Origin of the sequence: Ancylobacter sonchi (genome assembly GCF_018390695.1) — a bacterium.
Classification (GTDB): Bacteria; Pseudomonadota; Alphaproteobacteria; order Rhizobiales; family Xanthobacteraceae; genus Ancylobacter; species Ancylobacter sonchi.
Map to the genome: position 1 here is coordinate 206,905 of NZ_JAHBGF010000046.1, position 15,420 is coordinate 222,324.

The 15,420-nt window shown below is 68.7% G+C and carries 15 protein-coding genes and 1 riboswitch; of the genes, 7 read left to right on the forward strand and 8 right to left on the reverse strand.

Annotated features, from left to right (window positions below; all coding sequences use genetic code 11):
* Nucleotides 1-5: 5 nt before the first annotated feature.
* Complete coding sequence (locus tag KHC28_RS25165; protein ID WP_214011118.1) at nt 6-698, forward strand: Crp/Fnr family transcriptional regulator; 693 nt, start codon at nt 6-8, stop codon at nt 696-698.
* A gap of 150 nt (nt 699-848) precedes the next feature.
* On the opposite strand, the gene hemN is transcribed toward KHC28_RS25165, so the two are convergent.
* Nucleotides 849-2,168, reverse strand: coding sequence for an oxygen-independent coproporphyrinogen III oxidase (gene hemN, locus KHC28_RS25170; protein WP_214011119.1), 1,320 nt, complete (start codon nt 2,166-2,168; stop codon nt 849-851).
* A gap of 63 nt (nt 2,169-2,231) precedes the next feature.
* Here hemN and KHC28_RS25175 point away from each other — a divergent pair, with 63 nt between their 5' ends.
* Nucleotides 2,232-3,347 carry an AbrB family protein gene (locus tag KHC28_RS25175; protein WP_214011120.1) on the forward strand — a complete coding sequence of 372 codons (1,116 nt, stop codon included), beginning with the start codon at nt 2,232-2,234 and terminating at the stop codon, nt 3,345-3,347.
* A gap of 30 nt (nt 3,348-3,377) precedes the next feature.
* Here KHC28_RS25175 and hemA read toward each other — a convergent pair whose 3' ends face one another.
* The 3 genes from hemA to KHC28_RS25190 all read right to left on the reverse strand — a co-directional run bounded on the left by hemA (nt 3,378) and on the right by KHC28_RS25190 (nt 6,818).
* Nucleotides 3,378-4,604 carry a 5-aminolevulinate synthase gene (gene hemA, locus KHC28_RS25180; RefSeq protein ID WP_214011121.1) on the reverse strand — a complete coding sequence of 409 codons (1,227 nt, stop codon included), beginning with the start codon at nt 4,602-4,604 and terminating at the stop codon, nt 3,378-3,380.
* Between the two features lie 197 nt (nt 4,605-4,801).
* The gene (locus KHC28_RS25185; protein ID WP_214011122.1) at nt 4,802-5,314 is read right to left on the reverse strand and encodes a hypothetical protein; all 513 of its coding nucleotides are present in this window, start codon (nt 5,312-5,314) and stop codon (nt 4,802-4,804) included.
* Between the two features lie 298 nt (nt 5,315-5,612).
* Nucleotides 5,613-6,818, reverse strand: a complete 1,206-nt coding sequence (locus KHC28_RS25190) for an agmatinase family protein (RefSeq protein ID WP_214011123.1) — start codon at nt 6,816-6,818, stop codon at nt 5,613-5,615.
* 91 nt (nt 6,819-6,909) lie between these two features.
* A riboswitch (guanidine-I (ykkC/yxkD leader) is annotated at nt 6,910-7,031 on the reverse strand.
* 119 nt (nt 7,032-7,150) lie between these two features.
* Between KHC28_RS25190 and KHC28_RS25195 the strand changes: the two genes are divergently transcribed.
* Complete coding sequence (locus tag KHC28_RS25195; protein WP_214011124.1) at nt 7,151-7,789, forward strand: VOC family protein; 639 nt, start codon at nt 7,151-7,153, stop codon at nt 7,787-7,789.
* 91 nt (nt 7,790-7,880) lie between these two features.
* On the opposite strand, the gene KHC28_RS25200 is transcribed toward KHC28_RS25195, so the two are convergent.
* The 3 genes from KHC28_RS25200 to upp form a co-directional block, all read right to left on the reverse strand.
* Nucleotides 7,881-8,495, reverse strand: a complete 615-nt coding sequence (locus KHC28_RS25200) for a HupE/UreJ family protein (protein ID WP_214011125.1) — start codon at nt 8,493-8,495, stop codon at nt 7,881-7,883.
* Between the two features lie 151 nt (nt 8,496-8,646).
* The gene (gene nikR, locus KHC28_RS25205; RefSeq protein WP_214011126.1) at nt 8,647-9,132 is read right to left on the reverse strand and encodes a nickel-responsive transcriptional regulator NikR; all 486 of its coding nucleotides are present in this window, start codon (nt 9,130-9,132) and stop codon (nt 8,647-8,649) included.
* A 21-nt stretch (nt 9,133-9,153) separates the two neighbouring features.
* Nucleotides 9,154-9,816, reverse strand: a complete 663-nt coding sequence (gene upp, locus KHC28_RS25210) for a uracil phosphoribosyltransferase (protein WP_214011127.1) — start codon at nt 9,814-9,816, stop codon at nt 9,154-9,156.
* Nucleotides 9,817-10,034: 218 nt separating this feature from the next.
* On the opposite strand from upp, the gene KHC28_RS25215 reads away from it, so the two are divergent.
* The 3 genes from KHC28_RS25215 (at nt 10,035) to KHC28_RS25225 (ending at nt 12,926) form a co-directional block, all read left to right on the forward strand.
* Nucleotides 10,035-11,303: a GTP cyclohydrolase II gene (locus KHC28_RS25215; protein ID WP_214011128.1), complete on the forward strand. Its 1,269-nt coding sequence runs from the start codon at nt 10,035-10,037 to the stop codon at nt 11,301-11,303.
* Nucleotides 11,304-11,368: 65 nt separating this feature from the next.
* Entirely contained in the window at nt 11,369-11,671 is a 303-nt protein-coding gene (locus tag KHC28_RS25220) for an alkylphosphonate utilization protein (protein ID WP_214011129.1), read from the forward strand.
* Between the two features lie 28 nt (nt 11,672-11,699).
* A complete protein-coding gene (locus KHC28_RS25225; RefSeq protein WP_214011130.1) occupies nt 11,700-12,926 on the forward strand; it encodes a URC4/urg3 family protein in 1,227 nt (408 codons plus the stop codon).
* A gap of 63 nt (nt 12,927-12,989) precedes the next feature.
* On the opposite strand, the gene KHC28_RS25230 is transcribed toward KHC28_RS25225, so the two are convergent.
* Nucleotides 12,990-13,994: a Bug family tripartite tricarboxylate transporter substrate binding protein gene (locus tag KHC28_RS25230; protein ID WP_214011131.1), complete on the reverse strand. Its 1,005-nt coding sequence runs from the start codon at nt 13,992-13,994 to the stop codon at nt 12,990-12,992.
* 330 nt (nt 13,995-14,324) lie between these two features.
* Between KHC28_RS25230 and KHC28_RS25235 the strand changes: the two genes are divergently transcribed.
* Nucleotides 14,325-15,419 carry an ABC transporter ATP-binding protein gene (locus tag KHC28_RS25235; protein WP_214011132.1) on the forward strand — a complete coding sequence of 365 codons (1,095 nt, stop codon included), beginning with the start codon at nt 14,325-14,327 and terminating at the stop codon, nt 15,417-15,419.
* Nucleotide 15,420: the final 1 nt, after the last annotated feature.

The window sequence follows — 15,420 nt, forward strand, 5'->3', positions numbered from 1 at the left end:
CTTCCATGCGACAGGCAATCGAGGATCGGATCGGCGCCAGCCACGGGCCTTCGCACGGCACCGCCGCCGAGCCCGGCCGCACGCTGTCCGACGCGCCGACCCCGGGTCTCCGGGTCGGGCCGCACGCGGTCCTGCTGCACGAGGGCGATCCGGCCCGCCGCATCATGGAACTGGTCGAGGGGGCGGTGATGCTCACCAAGCTGCTGCCCGACGGCCGCCGCCAGGTGGTGGAACTGCTCGGCCCCGGCGATGTGTTCGGCCTCGCCTGCGGCGACGTCTATGTCTGTTCCGCCGAGACGCTCACCGCCAGCGTGGTGGTCGCGCATGAGCGCGGCGCGCTGGAGCGTGACGGCGCGCTCGCCGCCCGGCTGCTGCGCTGCTTCGAGAGCCAGCTCTGCACCCTGCACGCGCATGCGCTGGTGCTCGGGCGCATGTCGGCGCTGGAGCGCGTCGCCTTCTTCCTGCTGCGGCTGATGCCGGAAGGTCGTCAGGAGGAGCGGCGCGACACGCGGCTGGACGGCTCCGTGCATATCGCCATGACCCGGCAGGAGATCGCCGATTTCCTCGGCCTGACGCTGGAGACCGTGAGCCGGGCGTTCTCCGAACTGAAGCGTCGCGGGCTGGTCGCGCTGCTGCGCGCCGACGAGGTGCGCATCCGCGACCGCGACAGCATGGAGCGGCTGGCCGGCGCCGCCTGAGATCGACGGAATACGCCGGAGGGGGACAAACAAGAACAAGTTCATCCGGTCGTGCGGCGCGAGGCGTTTGCCCCATTACGCTCTCGGCGCCGCTCCTTCACACGCCCCGTGGCTTGCCGCGGGGCGTTTTGTTTCAGTGGCCGGTACCGGTCACACCGCCACCGAGTGCCGCGCGGCCCCCTGTTGCAGCCGGGCGTCGAGCGCGGCGGCGGCGAGGCGCACGAAGGGGCGCCCGCTCGCGGTGACCTCGACATGGCCGCCCTCGATGCGGATCAGCCCGTCCGCCGCCAGCGGGGCGAGGCGCGGCGCGGCTTCGCTCAGGATCTCCTCGTCGAGATCCACCGCGAAGTCGCACATCAGCCGCTCGATGAGCCGGCCGCGCCGGATGTCGTCACGGGTGAAGGCGACGCCGCGCACCGTGGCAAAATGGCCGGCATCGAGCGCGCGGATATAGCCGTGCGAATCGGCGGTGTTCTGGGTGAAGCCCTGCGGGAAGCGGCTGATCGCCGAGGCGCCGAGCCCGATGAGCGCATCCGCCTGATCGACGGTGTAGCCCTGGAAATTGCGCCGCAGCCGGCCCTCGCGCGCCGCTACCGCCATCGGGTCGTCTGGCCTCGCGAAATGGTCGAGGCCGATGGCGACATAGCCGAGTGCGACCAGCGCCTCGCGCGCGGCCTCCGCCTGTTCCAGCCGCTCGGCGGCGCCGGGCAGGGCGCTCTGGTCGATCAGGCGCTGATTCGGCCGCACCCACGGCACATGCGCATAGCCGAACAGCGCGAGGCGGTCGGGCCGCAGCTGTGCTGCCATGTGGGCGGTGCGGCGCACGTCGCGCGCGGTCTGGCGCGGCAGGCCGTACATCAGGTCGAGATTGACGGCGGCGACGCCGGCCTCGCGGATCAGCGTCACCGCACGCTCGACGGTGCCGAAGGGCTGCACGCGGCCGATGGCGCTCTGCACATGGGCGGAAAAATCCTGCACGCCAAAGCTGACTCGGTCGACGCCGATGGCGGCGAGGGCATCGGCCAGCGCCTCGTCGGTCTCGCGCGGGTCGAGCTCGATGGCGTGTTCGGCCAGCGGGTCGAGGTCGAACGCCTCGGCGAGGCGGGCATGCAGCCGGCGCAGGGCATCCGGGCCGATGAGGCTGGGCGTGCCGCCGCCCCAGGCGATGTGGGTCACCGGCCGGCCGCCGGCCTCGACCGCCGTCAGGGCGATCTCGCGCTCCAGCCGCGCGACATAGGCCGCGACCGGACTGGCCCGTCGCGTCGCCTTGGTGGTGCAGCCGCAATAGAAGCAGAGCGCCGAGCAGAACGGCACATGCAGATAGAGCGACAGGCTGGCGCCGGGCGCCAGCGCCGCGAGCCATTGCGCATGCTGGCCGGTACCGATCTCCGCGCTGAAATGCGGCGCGGTCGGGTAGGAGGTGTAGCGCGGCACGGCGCGCTCGGCATGAAAAAGGGCGGAACTGGTCATGTGTGGAAATTGACCTTCGCGGGCGGGAGGCGCATTGATCCGGAACAAACGAAATAGCCGTTCATGCCGCATCCGCATTCTTCCGAATCCCGTCGCGCGCGTCTGCGCGGATATGCCCGACTTGCCGGAACGCTGGCGCTGGCCTTTGCCGGCGGTGGGCTGTTCGCGTTTCTCGGCATGCCCGCCGGCTGGCTGTCCGGCGCGCTGGTGGCCTGCGCCATCGCCTCGCTGGCCGGGGCGCCGATCGGCATCGGCCGACGGGTACGCGACGTCACCTTCGTGCTGCTCGGCACCTCCATGGGCTCGGCGGTGTCGCCGGAGACGCTGCGGGGCATCGCCACCTGGCCGGCCACCATGACGATCCTTATGGTCTCGCTGCCGGCGATGATGCTGGCGGTCGGGTTCTATCTCGAGAAGATCGCCAAATGGGACCGGCGCAGCGCCTTCTTCGCCGCCGCGCCGGGGGCGCTGTCCGCCGTGCTGATCATGGCCGAGACCTCGGGCGCCGATGTGCGCCGGGTGGTGTTCGGCCAGTCGCTGCGGCTGTTCGTGCTGGTGGCGCTGCTGCCGGCGGCGATGGGCGGGCTGGGGCACCAGCCGGCCGGCACGCTGCCGATCAATCCGGTGGCGCCCGATCTCTACAACCTGCTGCTGTCGCTCGGTGCCGGCGCGCTCGGCGGCTTTCTGTTCGAGCGGGCGCGGTTTCCCGGCGGCGCCATGGTCGGCGCCATGCTGACCAGCGGCGTGCTGCACGGCTCCGGCTTCGTCGAGGGGCGGCTGCCCGACCTCCTGCTGATCGTCTGCTTCGTCGTCCTCGGCGCCAATTCCGGCGCGCGCTTCGCCGGCACCTCGATGGCGACGCTGCGGCGCTTCTTCGTCGACGGGCTGGTGGCGCTGACGGTGGCGGTGAGTGTCGCCTTCCTCTTCGCGCTGCTGGCGGCGTGGGTTTCCGGCGAGGCGCTGCCCAAAGTGTTCCTCGCCTATGTGCCGGGCGCGCTGGAGGCGATGACCATCATGGCCTTCGTGCTGGGCGTCGATCCGGCCTTCGTCGCCGCGCACCATCTGGCACGCTTCGTCGGGCTGTCGCTGTGCCTGCCGCTGGTCGTGCGCTTCGTGTTCGGGCCGTCGGCAGTGCCGAAGCCCGGCACCGCCGATCCCGATGCCGAGCCGAAGGACTGACGGGCCGTCGGTTTCGCGGCGGCGGGTGCCTTATTCCGCGGCTTCGGCGCGGGCGACGAAGTCGAGCCCGAGCTTCGTCCACACATCGACCATCGCGGTGACGAGCTGCTCGACGAGGGCGTCGTCGTGCAGCGGGCCGGGGGTGATGCGCAGCCGCTCGGTGCCGCGCGGCACGGTCGGGTAGTTGATCGGCTGGATGTAGATGCCGTGCTCGGCGAGCAGCATGTCGCTCGCCGCCTTGCACAATTCGGCATTGCCGACCATCACCGGCACGATGTGGGTATCGGTGTCGAGCTGCGGCAGGCCGGCGGCCTCGAAGGCATTCTTCACCTTGGCCACCTGCTCCTGCTGGCGGGCGCGCTCGGCGCTGGACGCCTTGAGGTGGCGCACCGAGGCGGCAGCCGCGGCGGCGACCGCCGGCGGCAGCGCGGTGGTGAAGATGAAGCCCGGCGCATAGGAGCGCACCGCGTCGATCACCGCGCGCTTGCCGGTGATGTAGCCGCCGACCACGCCGAACGCCTTGCCGAGCGTGCCCTCGATGACGTCGACCCGGTGCATCACCCCGTCGCGCTCGGCGACGCCGGCGCCGCGCGGGCCGTACATGCCGACCGCATGCACCTCGTCGAGATAGGTCATGGCGCCGTATTTCTCGGCGAGGTCACAGATGGCCGCGATGGGGGCGACATCGCCATCCATCGAATAGATGCTCTCGAACACGACGAGCTTGGGCCGTTCGCCGGCGGCGATCAGCAGCTCTTCCAGATGCGCGAGGTCGTTGTGGCGGAACACCGCCTTGTCGCGCCCGGCATGCCGCACGCCCTCGATCATCGAGTTGTGGTTGAGGGCGTCGGAGAGGATCAGACAATCCGGGATCAGCCGGGCGATCGTCGAGATGCCGGTCTCGTTGGAGATGTAGCCGGAGGTGAAGACGAGGCCGGCCTGCTTGCCATGCAGGTCGGCGAGCTCGCGCTCCAACTCGACGATGGCGTGGCTGTTACCGGAAATGTTGCGGGTGCCGCCGGCGCCGGCGCCGACCGTGCGGGCGGAGGCGCACATCGCCTCGATGACGCTCGCGTGGCAACCCATGCCGAGATAGTCGTTGGAACACCAGATGACGATGTCGCGGGCACCATTCGGCGAATGCCAAGTCGCGCGGGGGAAGCGGGCGACGTCGCGCTCGATCTCGGCGAAGGTGCGATAGCGCCGCTCGCTCTTCAGCGTGTCGACGGCGGCCTCGAAAATCCCGGTGTAATCCATCAGTGCATCCACTCTGCTTCGCCGGGCGGTGGCGGCCGGGGATTCCGGCCGCCCCCTTCCCATGCGGGCGTCGAGGGCACCATGAACTTCAGAAAGGTTCCGATCAACCTGTCAAAATGCCCACGCGGCGATCGAACGCGTGGCATTGCGACACGTCGATGTCACGACTGCGCGAGCGCGCGGCACCGCGCCGATGCTCACGTCTCGGTCAGCTTGCGCACGTCCGCCAGCGGCAGCGGGCGCAGGCCCTTGCCGTCGAAATAGACGAAGCGCAGCTGCTGGCGGCGCGACACCATGGCTTTCGGCAACGGATCGTAGCGGAAGCTGCCGCCGCCCAGATGCGGCATCACCGCCCCGACATCGGTGGCGGCGTTGCTCTCGACACGCAACAGGCTGACGCGGGCGCCGTCCTCGGTGATGGCGTCGAACGGCACGCGGGCGAGGCGCAGGAAGCTGGTCGGGTCGGAAGCGGCCGCGAAGCCCTCGACGAAGGCCTGCTCGACGAGGTCGAGATCCGGCTCCTCGTGATGGTGCTCCTCCGGCGGCGGCGCATCGGGCAGGTGCGGCGTCTGCCACTGGGCGACGTGCGAGGGGCCGTGGCCGTGATTGTGGCCGGAGGCGTGGGAGTGGGAATGGCTGTGAGCGTGCCCGTGGGAATGGCCGCCGGCGCCGTGGTCGTGATGATGGTCGTGATCGTGGCCGCGATGCATGACTGATTTCCTTTTGTTTCCCTCTCCCCGCCCGAACCCGGCCGTTGCCGCGTTCGGTTCTGGCGAGGCCTAAGCCGGAAACATCCGGCTTAGGCGGAGAGGTGGCCCGCGCAGCGGGTCGGTGCGGTGCGGCGCGTTTGCGGAAGGTCGAGGACCCCTCACCCCACCCCTCTCCGCCGACTTCGGATGCATCCGAAGTCGGCCACTCTGAGTGCGAAATTCGGCAGCAGCCGAGTTCCGTGTGGGGAGAAGGAGCTTTCCAGCGTGCGTGCCGCTCCGAGGAGGGGGGAGGGTTCGCTCAGAAGCTCACCGGCTTGTCGATGATGTGCTTGTGCGAGCCGAGCTTGCCATGCGCCAGCATCGAGCCCAGCGCCTCGACCACCACGCGGGTGCCGAACAGCGCGGTGATGTCGGAGGTGTCGTAGGGCGGCGAGACCTCAACCACTTCCAGCCCGCACAGGCCTTCGGCGGCGACGAGGCCGAGGATCTTCAGCGCCTCGCGCGGCAGGAAGCCGCCCGGCTCCGGCCAGCCGGTGCCCGGCACGAAGCCGCAATCGATGCTGTCGACGTCGAAGGAGATGTAGACCGCGTCGGCGTCCTTCCAGGCGAGCTCGAGCGCGATCTCGGCGGTCTTCTCCAACCCGATCTTCTCGATGTCGTCGATGGTCAGCACGTTGGTGCCGCGCTTGCGGGCTTCCTGCACGCCGTAGCGCGGAACCTGCCAGCCGCCGATGCCGAGCTGCACGAGGTTCTTCGGCGAGACGTTCGGCAGGTTGGTCGCCCAGTACCACGGCGTGGTGTGCATCCGCTCGTCGAGATCCTTCTCCTGGATGTCGATGTGGCGGTCGAAATGGATGATGCCGATACGCTTCGAGGTACATTCGGCGATGCCGCGCACGCAGGGAAAGCCGATCGAGTGGTCGCCACCCAGCATGATCGGCAGCGCGCCGGAGGAGAAGACGTGGCTGACGCCCTTGGAGATCTGGTCGAAGCTCTTCTCCAGATTGGCGGGGATGGTGAACACGTCGCCGACGTCGCACAGCGTCATCTGCTCGCGCAGGTCGACGCCGAGCTCATAGTTGTAGGGTGTGTACAGCGCCGAGATGCGGCGGATGCCCTGCGGCCCGAAGCGGGTGCCGGGGCGGTAAGTCGTTCCCGAGTCGAACGGAATGCCCAGCACGGCGGCATCGTATTTGCCGACATCGCGGACGTTCTCGACGTAAGGGGCCTTCATGAAGGTGTTGATGCCGGCGAAATGCGGCAGCTCGCCGCGCGCGAAGGTCGGGATCGACTTGTCGTTGATCGAATCGGCGCCGGGCAGGCCCATGTCGAGGGCCCATTTCTGCTCCTTGCGCCAGCCGTCCTCGGAGAGCTTCTCCTCGGATTCCAGCGCCTTCCAGCCCTGCATCCCCTTGATCTCGAAATTGGGATGGTGGCGGCGGCGGCGGGCCGGTGCCGGGGCAAGGCCGGCGAAACGGGTCGAACGGGTGGGATGGGAACGCATCAGGTTCTCTCCTTGCGATCAGTCCTTGCGACCGGTCCTGGAGAACCCTTCGGGATGAGCCGGAGGGTCACGCCGCGAACCGCTCGCGCGAGCCTCCCGGGCTTTTATCCCGCCGTGGACCCGGCGAATGTGGTGGAACGAGGTTCCCCGCCGGGCTGTCCCTCTCGGCCCAGACGCATCGCGAACGATGCCGGAACCCTAGGGACACTGAAACGATATCCGGGGTCGCGGCGGATCGGAAGCCCTGATTTGCCGAACCGGCCGGAAGCGGCGCGTGTTTTCGCGGTAAGCTGGATCGGTATGTCGTTTGGGTTGGAAACGGAGTTCCGCGCATGCTCAGGCTCGACCACCTCACCGTCATCGCGCCGACTTTGAGCGAGGGGGTTGCGCATGTCCGGGACTGCCTCGGCCTCGACGTGCCGTTCGGGACTCGTCACCACTACATGGGAACCCACAATCACCGGCTTCAGCTCGGCAACGCGATCTATCTGGAGATCGTCGCGCTCGATCCGGCGGGGACAGATCCCGGCCGGGCACGCTGGTTCGGTCTCGACAATCAGGAACAGGTCCGGTCGGACTGGAACGAGGGCCGTCGCCTGAGAGGGTGGGTGGCAAACACCGATGTCATCGATCCCGTTGTGGCGGCATATGGCACGATGTTCGGCGACAAGGTTTCGCTTCCTGCGGAAAGCCCGACCTTCGATTTCACCATCCCGTCCGATGGCTCGCTTCCCCTTGGCGGCGCGCTTCCCTCCATCATCGACCACAGGGGCGATACGGCCTACATCGCCTCGATCCCGGATCTGGAGGCGCGCCTGACATCCTTCACGCTCGACCACCCGGATCCCGCCGCCATCGCGACGCTCCACCGCGAACTCGCCATCGAGCCGAGGCTGGAGATCGTCCGCGGCCGCGACATTCGCTATCGGGCGCTGATCCAGACGCCGGGCGGATTGAAGGAACTGACCTGACCGCGACCGCCCGGCGACAAATGCATTGAATCGTCATCCCGGCCGACGCAGGCGGCGTGGCCGGGATGACGGGCAGGTGCGGGTGAGGCGATCAGATGACGCCGGACAGCAGGCCGAGGCCGGCTACCGCCACCACGGCGCCGAGCGCCTGGGTGAGGCGCGGCGCGCGGGCTTCGCCGAGCTTGCCGACGGCGAGGCCGAGGCCGACGCCGACAAAATGCAGCGCCGCCGTGGCGAGCATGAAGCCGGCGGCATAGGCGAGGCCGGAGGCGTCGGCCGGCATTTCGGTGCCGTGGGCGTGGCCGTGGAACACGGCGAAGAAGCCGACCAGCGCCATGGCGACGCCGAGCGGCGCGTTCTTCCAGCCCATGGCGACCACGAGGCCGAGCGCCACGATGGAGCCGAGGATGCCGAACTCGACGAAGGGCAGGCCGATGCCGGCCATGCCGAGCGCGCCGCCGACCGCCATCAGCGCCACGAAGGTCGCCGGCACCGCCCAGATGGCGCGGCCGCCGAGCTGGGCGGCGAAGATGCCGACCGCCACCATGGCCAGCACGTGGTCGAGGCCGCCGATCGGGTGGGCGAAGCCGTGCACGAGGCCGGCGGCGCCTTCATGGCCGGGATGGGCGAAGGCGAGGGCGGGAGACAGCGCGAAGACGGCGGTAAGCGCGGCGCGGCGCAGCTGGGACGAAACGGCGTTCGACATGACAACCCCTGTGGAACAGGCAGGCCGCCTTCGGGAAAGACCCGGTGCGCGAGAATCCCGGTGCGTACGTCTGCGTATGATGATTTGACCAAATCAGCATACGTCCGGGGTAGTGCGGGTCAATCAGCTTTTTGCGAGCGCGAAGACTTTTTCACCGGGAGTGAACATGGTCGTGCGGGTGCCCGTGACCATGCTCATGCCCGTGCCCCTGCGCGGACGCTTCCTCGCCGGCCGGTACCAGATGCAAATTGCCGTAGCGCACGCCGCGCTGGGTGACGACGGTGTCGGCCAGCTGCTTCACCTCATCCGCCGGCCCGCGCAGCACCGAGACCTCGAGGCAGGTGCCGTGGTCGAGATGTACGTGCAGCGAGGCGACGGTGAGATCGTGATGCCCGTGCTGCACCTGGGTGAGGCGGCGCGCCAGCTCGCGCTTCTCGTGATCATAGACATAGCTCAGCGTGGCGATGCAGGGCTGCCTGTTCGCGTCCTCGTCGGCCGCCGGCGCCTCCTCCATGCCGAGCGCGGTGCGCAGCGCATCGCGGATCGCCTCGGAGCGGTTCTCATAACCGCGTCGCGCGGCATGGGCGTCGAGGGCGGCGAGCAGCGCGTCGTCGATGGTCACGGTCACGCGCTGCATGGTTCCCTCGCTCTGGAGCGTTCACTTGGTGCCGAAGATGCGGTCTCCGGCGTCGCCGATACCCGGCACGATATAGCCGTGGTCGTTGAGATGGCTGTCAACCGCCGCCGTGTAGACCGGCACGTCGGGATGCGCCTCGTGGAACACCTTCAGCCCTTCCGGCGCGGCGATGAGGCAGACGAACTTGATCGACTGGCAGCCGGCGGCCTTCACCTGGTCGACCGCCGCCGCCGCCGAATTGCCGGTGGCCAGCATCGGATCGAGCACGATGGCGGTGCGCTCGGAAATGTCGCGCGGCAGCTTGAGATAATATTCCACCGCCTGCAGCGACACCGGGTCGCGGTAGAGGCCGACATGGCCGACGCGGGCGGCGGGCAGGATTTCCAGCATGCCTTCGAGGATGCCGCCGCCGGCGCGCAGCACGGAGACGAGGCAGAGCTTCTTGCCGGACAGGATCGGCGCCTGCATCGTCGTCAGCGGCGTCTCGATCTCGGTCATCTCCAGCGGCATGTCGCGCGTCACCTCATAGGCGAGCAGCATGCTGATCTCGCGCAAGAGCAGCCGGAACTCGTTGGCCGGCGTGCGCGAGCGGCGCATCAGCGTCAGCTTGTGCTGGATCAGCGGATGATCGACCACGACGGTGGAGGGCGGGGCGGTGACGGGCGCGGTGTCGGTCGTGGTCATGGGACGCTCGCTGAAGGCGGGGTGGGAGGCGGGACAGAGTCCCACAAGCTAGCGGAAACGCGAAGGGCGATACATTCCGCCGATACAAATTTCGGACCAGTCCGTCCGAAAATTTTCGCCTCCCGCCACCTACCCCCTTGCAGAACGTCACATAACGCGCTCACATTCAGTGCTTCCCGAGGACCGGCCGCCAAGGCCGGGCGAGAAGCGAGCCCATCATGTCCGTCACTACCGGTTCCGGCGGTCGTTCCCGCAATCACATCGTCCTCACCTCCCATGGCGCGCCGACCGGCGTGTCCGCGAGCGCGCCGGTGCTCGACTGGGGCGCGCCGACGGCGCTCCAGCGCGGCCCGGTGGTCGCCACCCTCACCGATTCCAAGCGACGCAACGCCATCGGCACGCATGGCGGCGGCTACTCGGTGTATCGCGCGCTCGCCATCGCCGCCGGGGCACTGCCGGCCGACTTCAAGGCCGACCTCACCAATACCGCGCCGTCCGACCTGATCGGACCGCACCCGCAATGGGCGGACCCGACCAAGATCGTCTCCATCGATCCCTATGGCCACATGGTCGGCGAAGCCTTCGCCGACCTCATCGCCGAGGGCGTCGACGTGCGCCCGACCATCGCCATCACCCGCGCCCATATCGACATGCCGGAGATCCGCGACGCCATCCGCGCCGGACGGCTGAAGATCGACGGCGACATCATCGGCCCCAAGGGCGACGTGCGCGTCACCAAGGCGGCGATCGATCCCGTCTGGTACCTGCCCGGCATCGCCCAGCGCTTCGGCATGGGCGAGGGCCAGCTGCGCCGGGCGCTGTTCGAATATACCGGCGGCATGTTCCCCGAACTGGTCACACGTGGCGACCTGAAGGTGTTCCTGCCGCCGATCGGCGGCATGACGCTCTACATGTTCGGCGATCCCTCGAAGATCGGCGACGGGGTGACCCCGATTGCCTGCCGCGTGCATGACGAGTGCAACGGCTCCGACGTGTTCTCCTCCGACATCTGCACCTGCCGGCCCTATCTCGCCCATGGCATCGAATTGTGCGTGGAGATGGCGCAGAAGGGCGGCACCGGCCTCGTGGTCTACAACCGCAAGGAAGGCCGGGCGCTCGGCGAGGTGACCAAGTTCCTCGTCTACAACGCACGCAAGCGGCAGGAGGGCGGCGACCTGCCGGAGACCTATTTCAAGCGCACCGAATGCGTCGCCGGTGTGCAGGACATGCGCTTCCAGGAACTGATGCCGGACGTGTTCCACTGGCTGGGCATCACCCAGATCGACCGCTTCGCCTCGATGAGCGACATGAAGTTCAACGCGCTCGACCGCGCCGGTATCAAGGTGATCGAGCGGGTGGCGATCCCCGACGAGCTGATCCCGCAGGATGCCCGCGTCGAGATGGAGGCCAAGGTCTCGGCCGGCTATTACGGTGCCGGCTTCCAGAGCCAGTATGACGAGACGCAGGGGCGCGGGCTGAAGGAATAGGCCCGATCTCATCGTCCGCCTTGCGCTCGCGTGGGGCGGGCGATTTCACGAGGATAGAGGCGGACATGGCCGGCGACGACGAAGACTATGTGTATGACGAGGCGACCGGCGAATGGCGCCCATCCTCGGAGATGAAGGCGCAAGCCGCTGCGGCCAGCGCGGCGCGCGACGCCTCCGGAACCGTGCTGGCGGACGGGGATTCCGTGGTTCTCGTCAAGGACCTGAAGGTGAAGGGCGCCGGCCAGACGCTGAAGCAGGGCACGGTGATCCGCTCGATCCGCCTGACCGACAATCCGGAGGAGATCGACTGCCGCCACGACAGCATCAAGGGCCTGGTGCTGCGCACGGAATTTGTGCGCAAGCGCTGACGCCGGCCACTCCCGAGAAGGACGACGCATGATCCCGCCCGAACTCGCCGCCTTGCGTTCCCCCCACGCCGTGCGCGCCCGTAGTCACATGGTGCTGGACCACGTGCTGGCGGGGGCCTCGCCGTATTTCACTGTCGATGAAACCCGGCTCGGCGCGGTGGCGGATTATGTGGCGGAGGTGGCGCGCCGCGCCTATCCGACGCTCGACATCCCCTATCACAGCCGCTGGCGACACTTCGACGCCGGCGGGGTGGCGCGCTGGGATGCGCTCGCCGGGACGCTCACCAGCGTCGACACGCCGGAGCGCGCGCGGATCATGGTCGATCTCGCGGTGGTGAGCGTGCTGCTCGACGCTGGTGCCGGCGACGCCTGGCGCTACCATGAGGACGCGACCGGGCTCACCGTGACCCGTTCGGAAGGGCTGGCGGTGGCCAGCCTGCACATGTTCCAGGCCGGCGCGTTCTCTTCCGACCCGGCGGTGCCGTTGCGCGTCGACGCGCCGGCGCTGATCGCGCTCGACGCCGCGACGCTGGCCCGGCATTTCCAGGTGACCGCCGACAACCCACTGGTGGGCGTGCCGGGGCGGGTGACGCTGCTCAACCGGCTCGGTGAGGCGATGGCGGCGCGTACCGACCTGTTCGGCGACGGGGCGACGCGGCCGGGCGGGCTGATCGACGCGCTGCTGCCGCAGGCCAAGGTCGGTCGGCTGCCGGCGGCGCGCATCCTGGAGGCGCTGCTCGACGGGCTGTCGGCGATCTGGCCGGCGGGGCTGGTGGTGGACGGCGTGGTGCTGGGCGATGTCGGCCGGCACGGCGCGATCACCGTGCCGGACCGCTCGGCCGGGTTGGTGCCGTTCCACAAGCTCTCGCAGTGGCTGACCTATTCGCTGCTCGAGCCGTTCGAGGCCGCCGGCGTCGCGGTGGTGGATCTCGACGAACTCACCGCGCTGCCGGAATACCGCAATGGCGGCCTGTTGGTGGATCTGGAGCTGATCGTGCCGCGTCAGCCCATCGACCCCGCGCAGAAGCACCCGGTGGGCTCGGAGATGATCGTCGAGTGGCGGGCGCTTACCGTGGCGCTGATGGACCGGCTCGCGGGGGAGGTGCGCGAGCGGCTCGGGCTCGACGCCGACGCGTTCCCGCTCGCCAAGCTGCTGCAGGGCGGCACGTGGGCGGCCGGGCGGCAGATCGCCGCGCAGAAGCGCGCAGGCGGACCGCCGCCCATCGCCATCGACGCCGACGGCACGGTGTTCTGAACGCTGGAAACGCACATGCCCGGGACGAGCCCGGGCATGGCGCTGGCGGGGGGAGGCGCGGCGTCAGTCGATCTGCGCGCCGGAAGCCTTGACGATCGGCGCCCATTTGGCGAGTTCGGCCTTCACATGGGCGGCGAGCTCGTCCGGCGTCGAGCCGATGACGGTGGCGCTGAAATCGGCGAGGCGGGCCTGCACCTTCGGGTCAGAGAGCGACTTGTTGGCGGCGGCGTTCAGCTTGGCGACCACTTCCGGCGGCGTGCCGGCCGGGGCGAACAGCGCGTTCCAGGTATAGGTCTCGTAGCCGGGAATGGTCTCGGCGATGGCCGGGACGTCCGGGAAGGACGGCGCGCGCTTGGCGGTGGTGACGCCCAGCGCCCGCAGCTTGCCGCTCTTGATGTGGCCGGCCGAGGAGGGCAGGTTGTCGAACATGATCGGCACCTGGTTGGCCAGCACGTCGTTCAGTGCCGGGCCGGCGCCCTGATAGGGGATGTGCTGCATCTGCACGCCGGCCAGGCTCTTGAACAGCTCGCCGGAGAGATGCAGCGGCGTGCCGTTGCCGGAAGAGGCGTAGCTATACTTGTCCGGGTCCTTCTTGAGCAGCTCGACCAGCTCGGGAACGGTCTTGGCCGGGAATTCCGGGTTCACGACGAGCACGTTCGGCACCACCACCAGCAGCGAGATGGGCGCGAAGCTCTTTTCCGCGTCGTAGGGAATCTTCTTGTACAGCGCCGGGTTGAGCGCGTGGGTGGCCACCGTGCCCATCAGGATGGTGTAGCCGTCCGGATTGGCCTTCGCCACCTGCGCCGCGCCGAGATTGCCGCCGGCGCCGCCCTTGTTCTCGACCACGACCGGCTGGCCGAGCTCGGCGCTCATGCGCTCGGCGACGAGGCGCCCAACGAGATCGGTGGAGCCGCCGGCCGGGAAGGGGATGACGAGGGTGACGGGACGCTCCGGGAAGCCCTGCGCGAGCGAGGGAGCGGCGGCGAAGGCGAAAGCGGCGGCGCTGGCGGCGGCAAGAAGCGTGCGGAACTTGCCACCAAAGGCGGCGCGAGGCGTGGCGCGAAACATGGCGTATCTCCCATGGGGACGGATGGTGGCATCTTGTCGGGTGCCTTTTGGTCACGTTCCCCGATTTGGCGACCGGGCTCAACGGCTTCGCCGGTAAGTTCGACCAATGGACGGCGGGTTTTCCGTGATTGGATTCGATTATTCGTAAAATTGTATCCGATTTGACCAGCGCTCGCGCACGATGCCCAAAAGCTGGGCGCCCGATTGGCGGCTTTCCCGTCTCCACCTATCATCTTCGGGGCGATTTTCCCGTCCGGCGCCGCCCGCGACAACTGGCATAGGCCTTGCGAAGGTGGTCGCCGAGACGGACGGGCGAGGGTGACAGGCCAGATGAGCAAAGGCGCCGACATCGAGCTGATCCAGGTCACCAAGCGCTATGGGCTGGCGCTGGCGGTCGATGCGGTGTCGCTCAAGATTCCCAAGGGTACCTATTGTTGCCTGCTCGGCCCCTCCGGCTGCGGCAAGACCACGACGCTGCGCATGATCGCCGGCCATGAGAGCATCACCCAGGGCGACGTTCGCCTCGGCCCGGCGGTGGTCACCGACCTGCCGCCGGCCAAGCGCGGCACGGCGATGATGTTCCAGAGCTATGCGCTGTTTCCCCATCTCGACACCGTCGACAACGTCGCCTTCAGCCTGAAGATGAAAGGCGTCGACAAGCCGACCCGTCGCGCCAAGGCGATGGAGATGCTCAAGCTGGTGCAGCTCGATCATCTCGCCGAGCGCCGGCCGGCGCAGCTCTCCGGCGGCCAGCAGCAGCGCGTGGCGCTGGCGCGGGCGTTGATCACCGATCCGCAGGCGCTGCTGCTCGACGAGCCGCTCTCCGCGCTCGACCCGTTCCTCAAGATCAAGGTGCGGCAGGAGCTGAAGAAGCTGCAATTGCAGCTCGGCATCTCCTTCATCCACGTCACCCATAGCCAGGAGGAGGCGATGGCGCTCTCCGACCTGGTGGTGGTGATGAATGGCGGGCGCATCGAGCAGGCGGCGGAGCCGCGCGAGGTGTTCAACCGGCCGGCAACCGCCTTCGTCGCCCGCTTCATGGGCGACCACAACGTGATCGCCGGCCGCGTCGCCGGCAAGGCGGGCGATGCGTTCACCTTCGAGGTGCCGGGCGGCGCGTCCTTCGCCGCGCCGGACGGCGAGGGGCTTGAGCCCGGTGCGCCGGTGGAGATCGCCGTGCGCACCGACCGCATCCGCATCGGCGAGCCGTCGATCGCCGGCTGCGGGCTCACCGGCCTCGTGCAGAACATCGAATATCACGGCCAGAAGGTGCAGGTGGCGCTCTCGGCGCCCGGGGTCGACGACTTCGCGGTGCAGGTGCCGGAATCCGCCTTCTTCGCCAATCCGCTGTCCCTCGGCGAGGCGGTGCCGCTCGCCTGGACGCCGGACGACGTCCACCTGCTCAAGCCTTCGCCTTCCGCCTGAG

Bases quoted from the DNA above. Each gene is read 5' to 3' on its own strand.
- KHC28_RS25165 (WP_214011118.1), top strand. From the start codon at position 6: ATGCGACAGGCAATCGAGGATCGGATCGGCGCCAGCCACGGGCCTTCG.
- nikR (WP_214011126.1), bottom strand. From the start codon at position 9,132: ATGCAGCGCGTGACCGTGACCATCGACGACGCGCTGCTCGCCGCCCTC.
- KHC28_RS25200 (WP_214011125.1), bottom strand. From the start codon at position 8,495: ATGTCGAACGCCGTTTCGTCCCAGCTGCGCCGCGCCGCGCTTACCGCC.
- KHC28_RS25235 (WP_214011132.1), top strand. From the start codon at position 14,325: ATGAGCAAAGGCGCCGACATCGAGCTGATCCAGGTCACCAAGCGCTAT.
- hemN (WP_214011119.1), bottom strand. From the start codon at position 2,168: ATGACCAGTTCCGCCCTTTTTCATGCCGAGCGCGCCGTGCCGCGCTAC.
- KHC28_RS25220 (WP_214011129.1), top strand. From the start codon at position 11,369: ATGGCCGGCGACGACGAAGACTATGTGTATGACGAGGCGACCGGCGAA.
- upp (WP_214011127.1), bottom strand. From the start codon at position 9,816: ATGACCACGACCGACACCGCGCCCGTCACCGCCCCGCCCTCCACCGTC.
- KHC28_RS25215 (WP_214011128.1), top strand. From the start codon at position 10,035: ATGTCCGTCACTACCGGTTCCGGCGGTCGTTCCCGCAATCACATCGTC.
- KHC28_RS25195 (WP_214011124.1), top strand. From the start codon at position 7,151: ATGCTCAGGCTCGACCACCTCACCGTCATCGCGCCGACTTTGAGCGAG.
- hemA (WP_214011121.1), bottom strand. From the start codon at position 4,604: ATGGATTACACCGGGATTTTCGAGGCCGCCGTCGACACGCTGAAGAGC.
- KHC28_RS25190 (WP_214011123.1), bottom strand. From the start codon at position 6,818: ATGCGTTCCCATCCCACCCGTTCGACCCGTTTCGCCGGCCTTGCCCCG.
- KHC28_RS25225 (WP_214011130.1), top strand. From the start codon at position 11,700: ATGATCCCGCCCGAACTCGCCGCCTTGCGTTCCCCCCACGCCGTGCGC.
- KHC28_RS25185 (WP_214011122.1), bottom strand. From the start codon at position 5,314: ATGCATCGCGGCCACGATCACGACCATCATCACGACCACGGCGCCGGC.
- KHC28_RS25175 (WP_214011120.1), top strand. From the start codon at position 2,232: ATGCCGCATCCGCATTCTTCCGAATCCCGTCGCGCGCGTCTGCGCGGA.
- KHC28_RS25230 (WP_214011131.1), bottom strand. From the start codon at position 13,994: ATGTTTCGCGCCACGCCTCGCGCCGCCTTTGGTGGCAAGTTCCGCACG.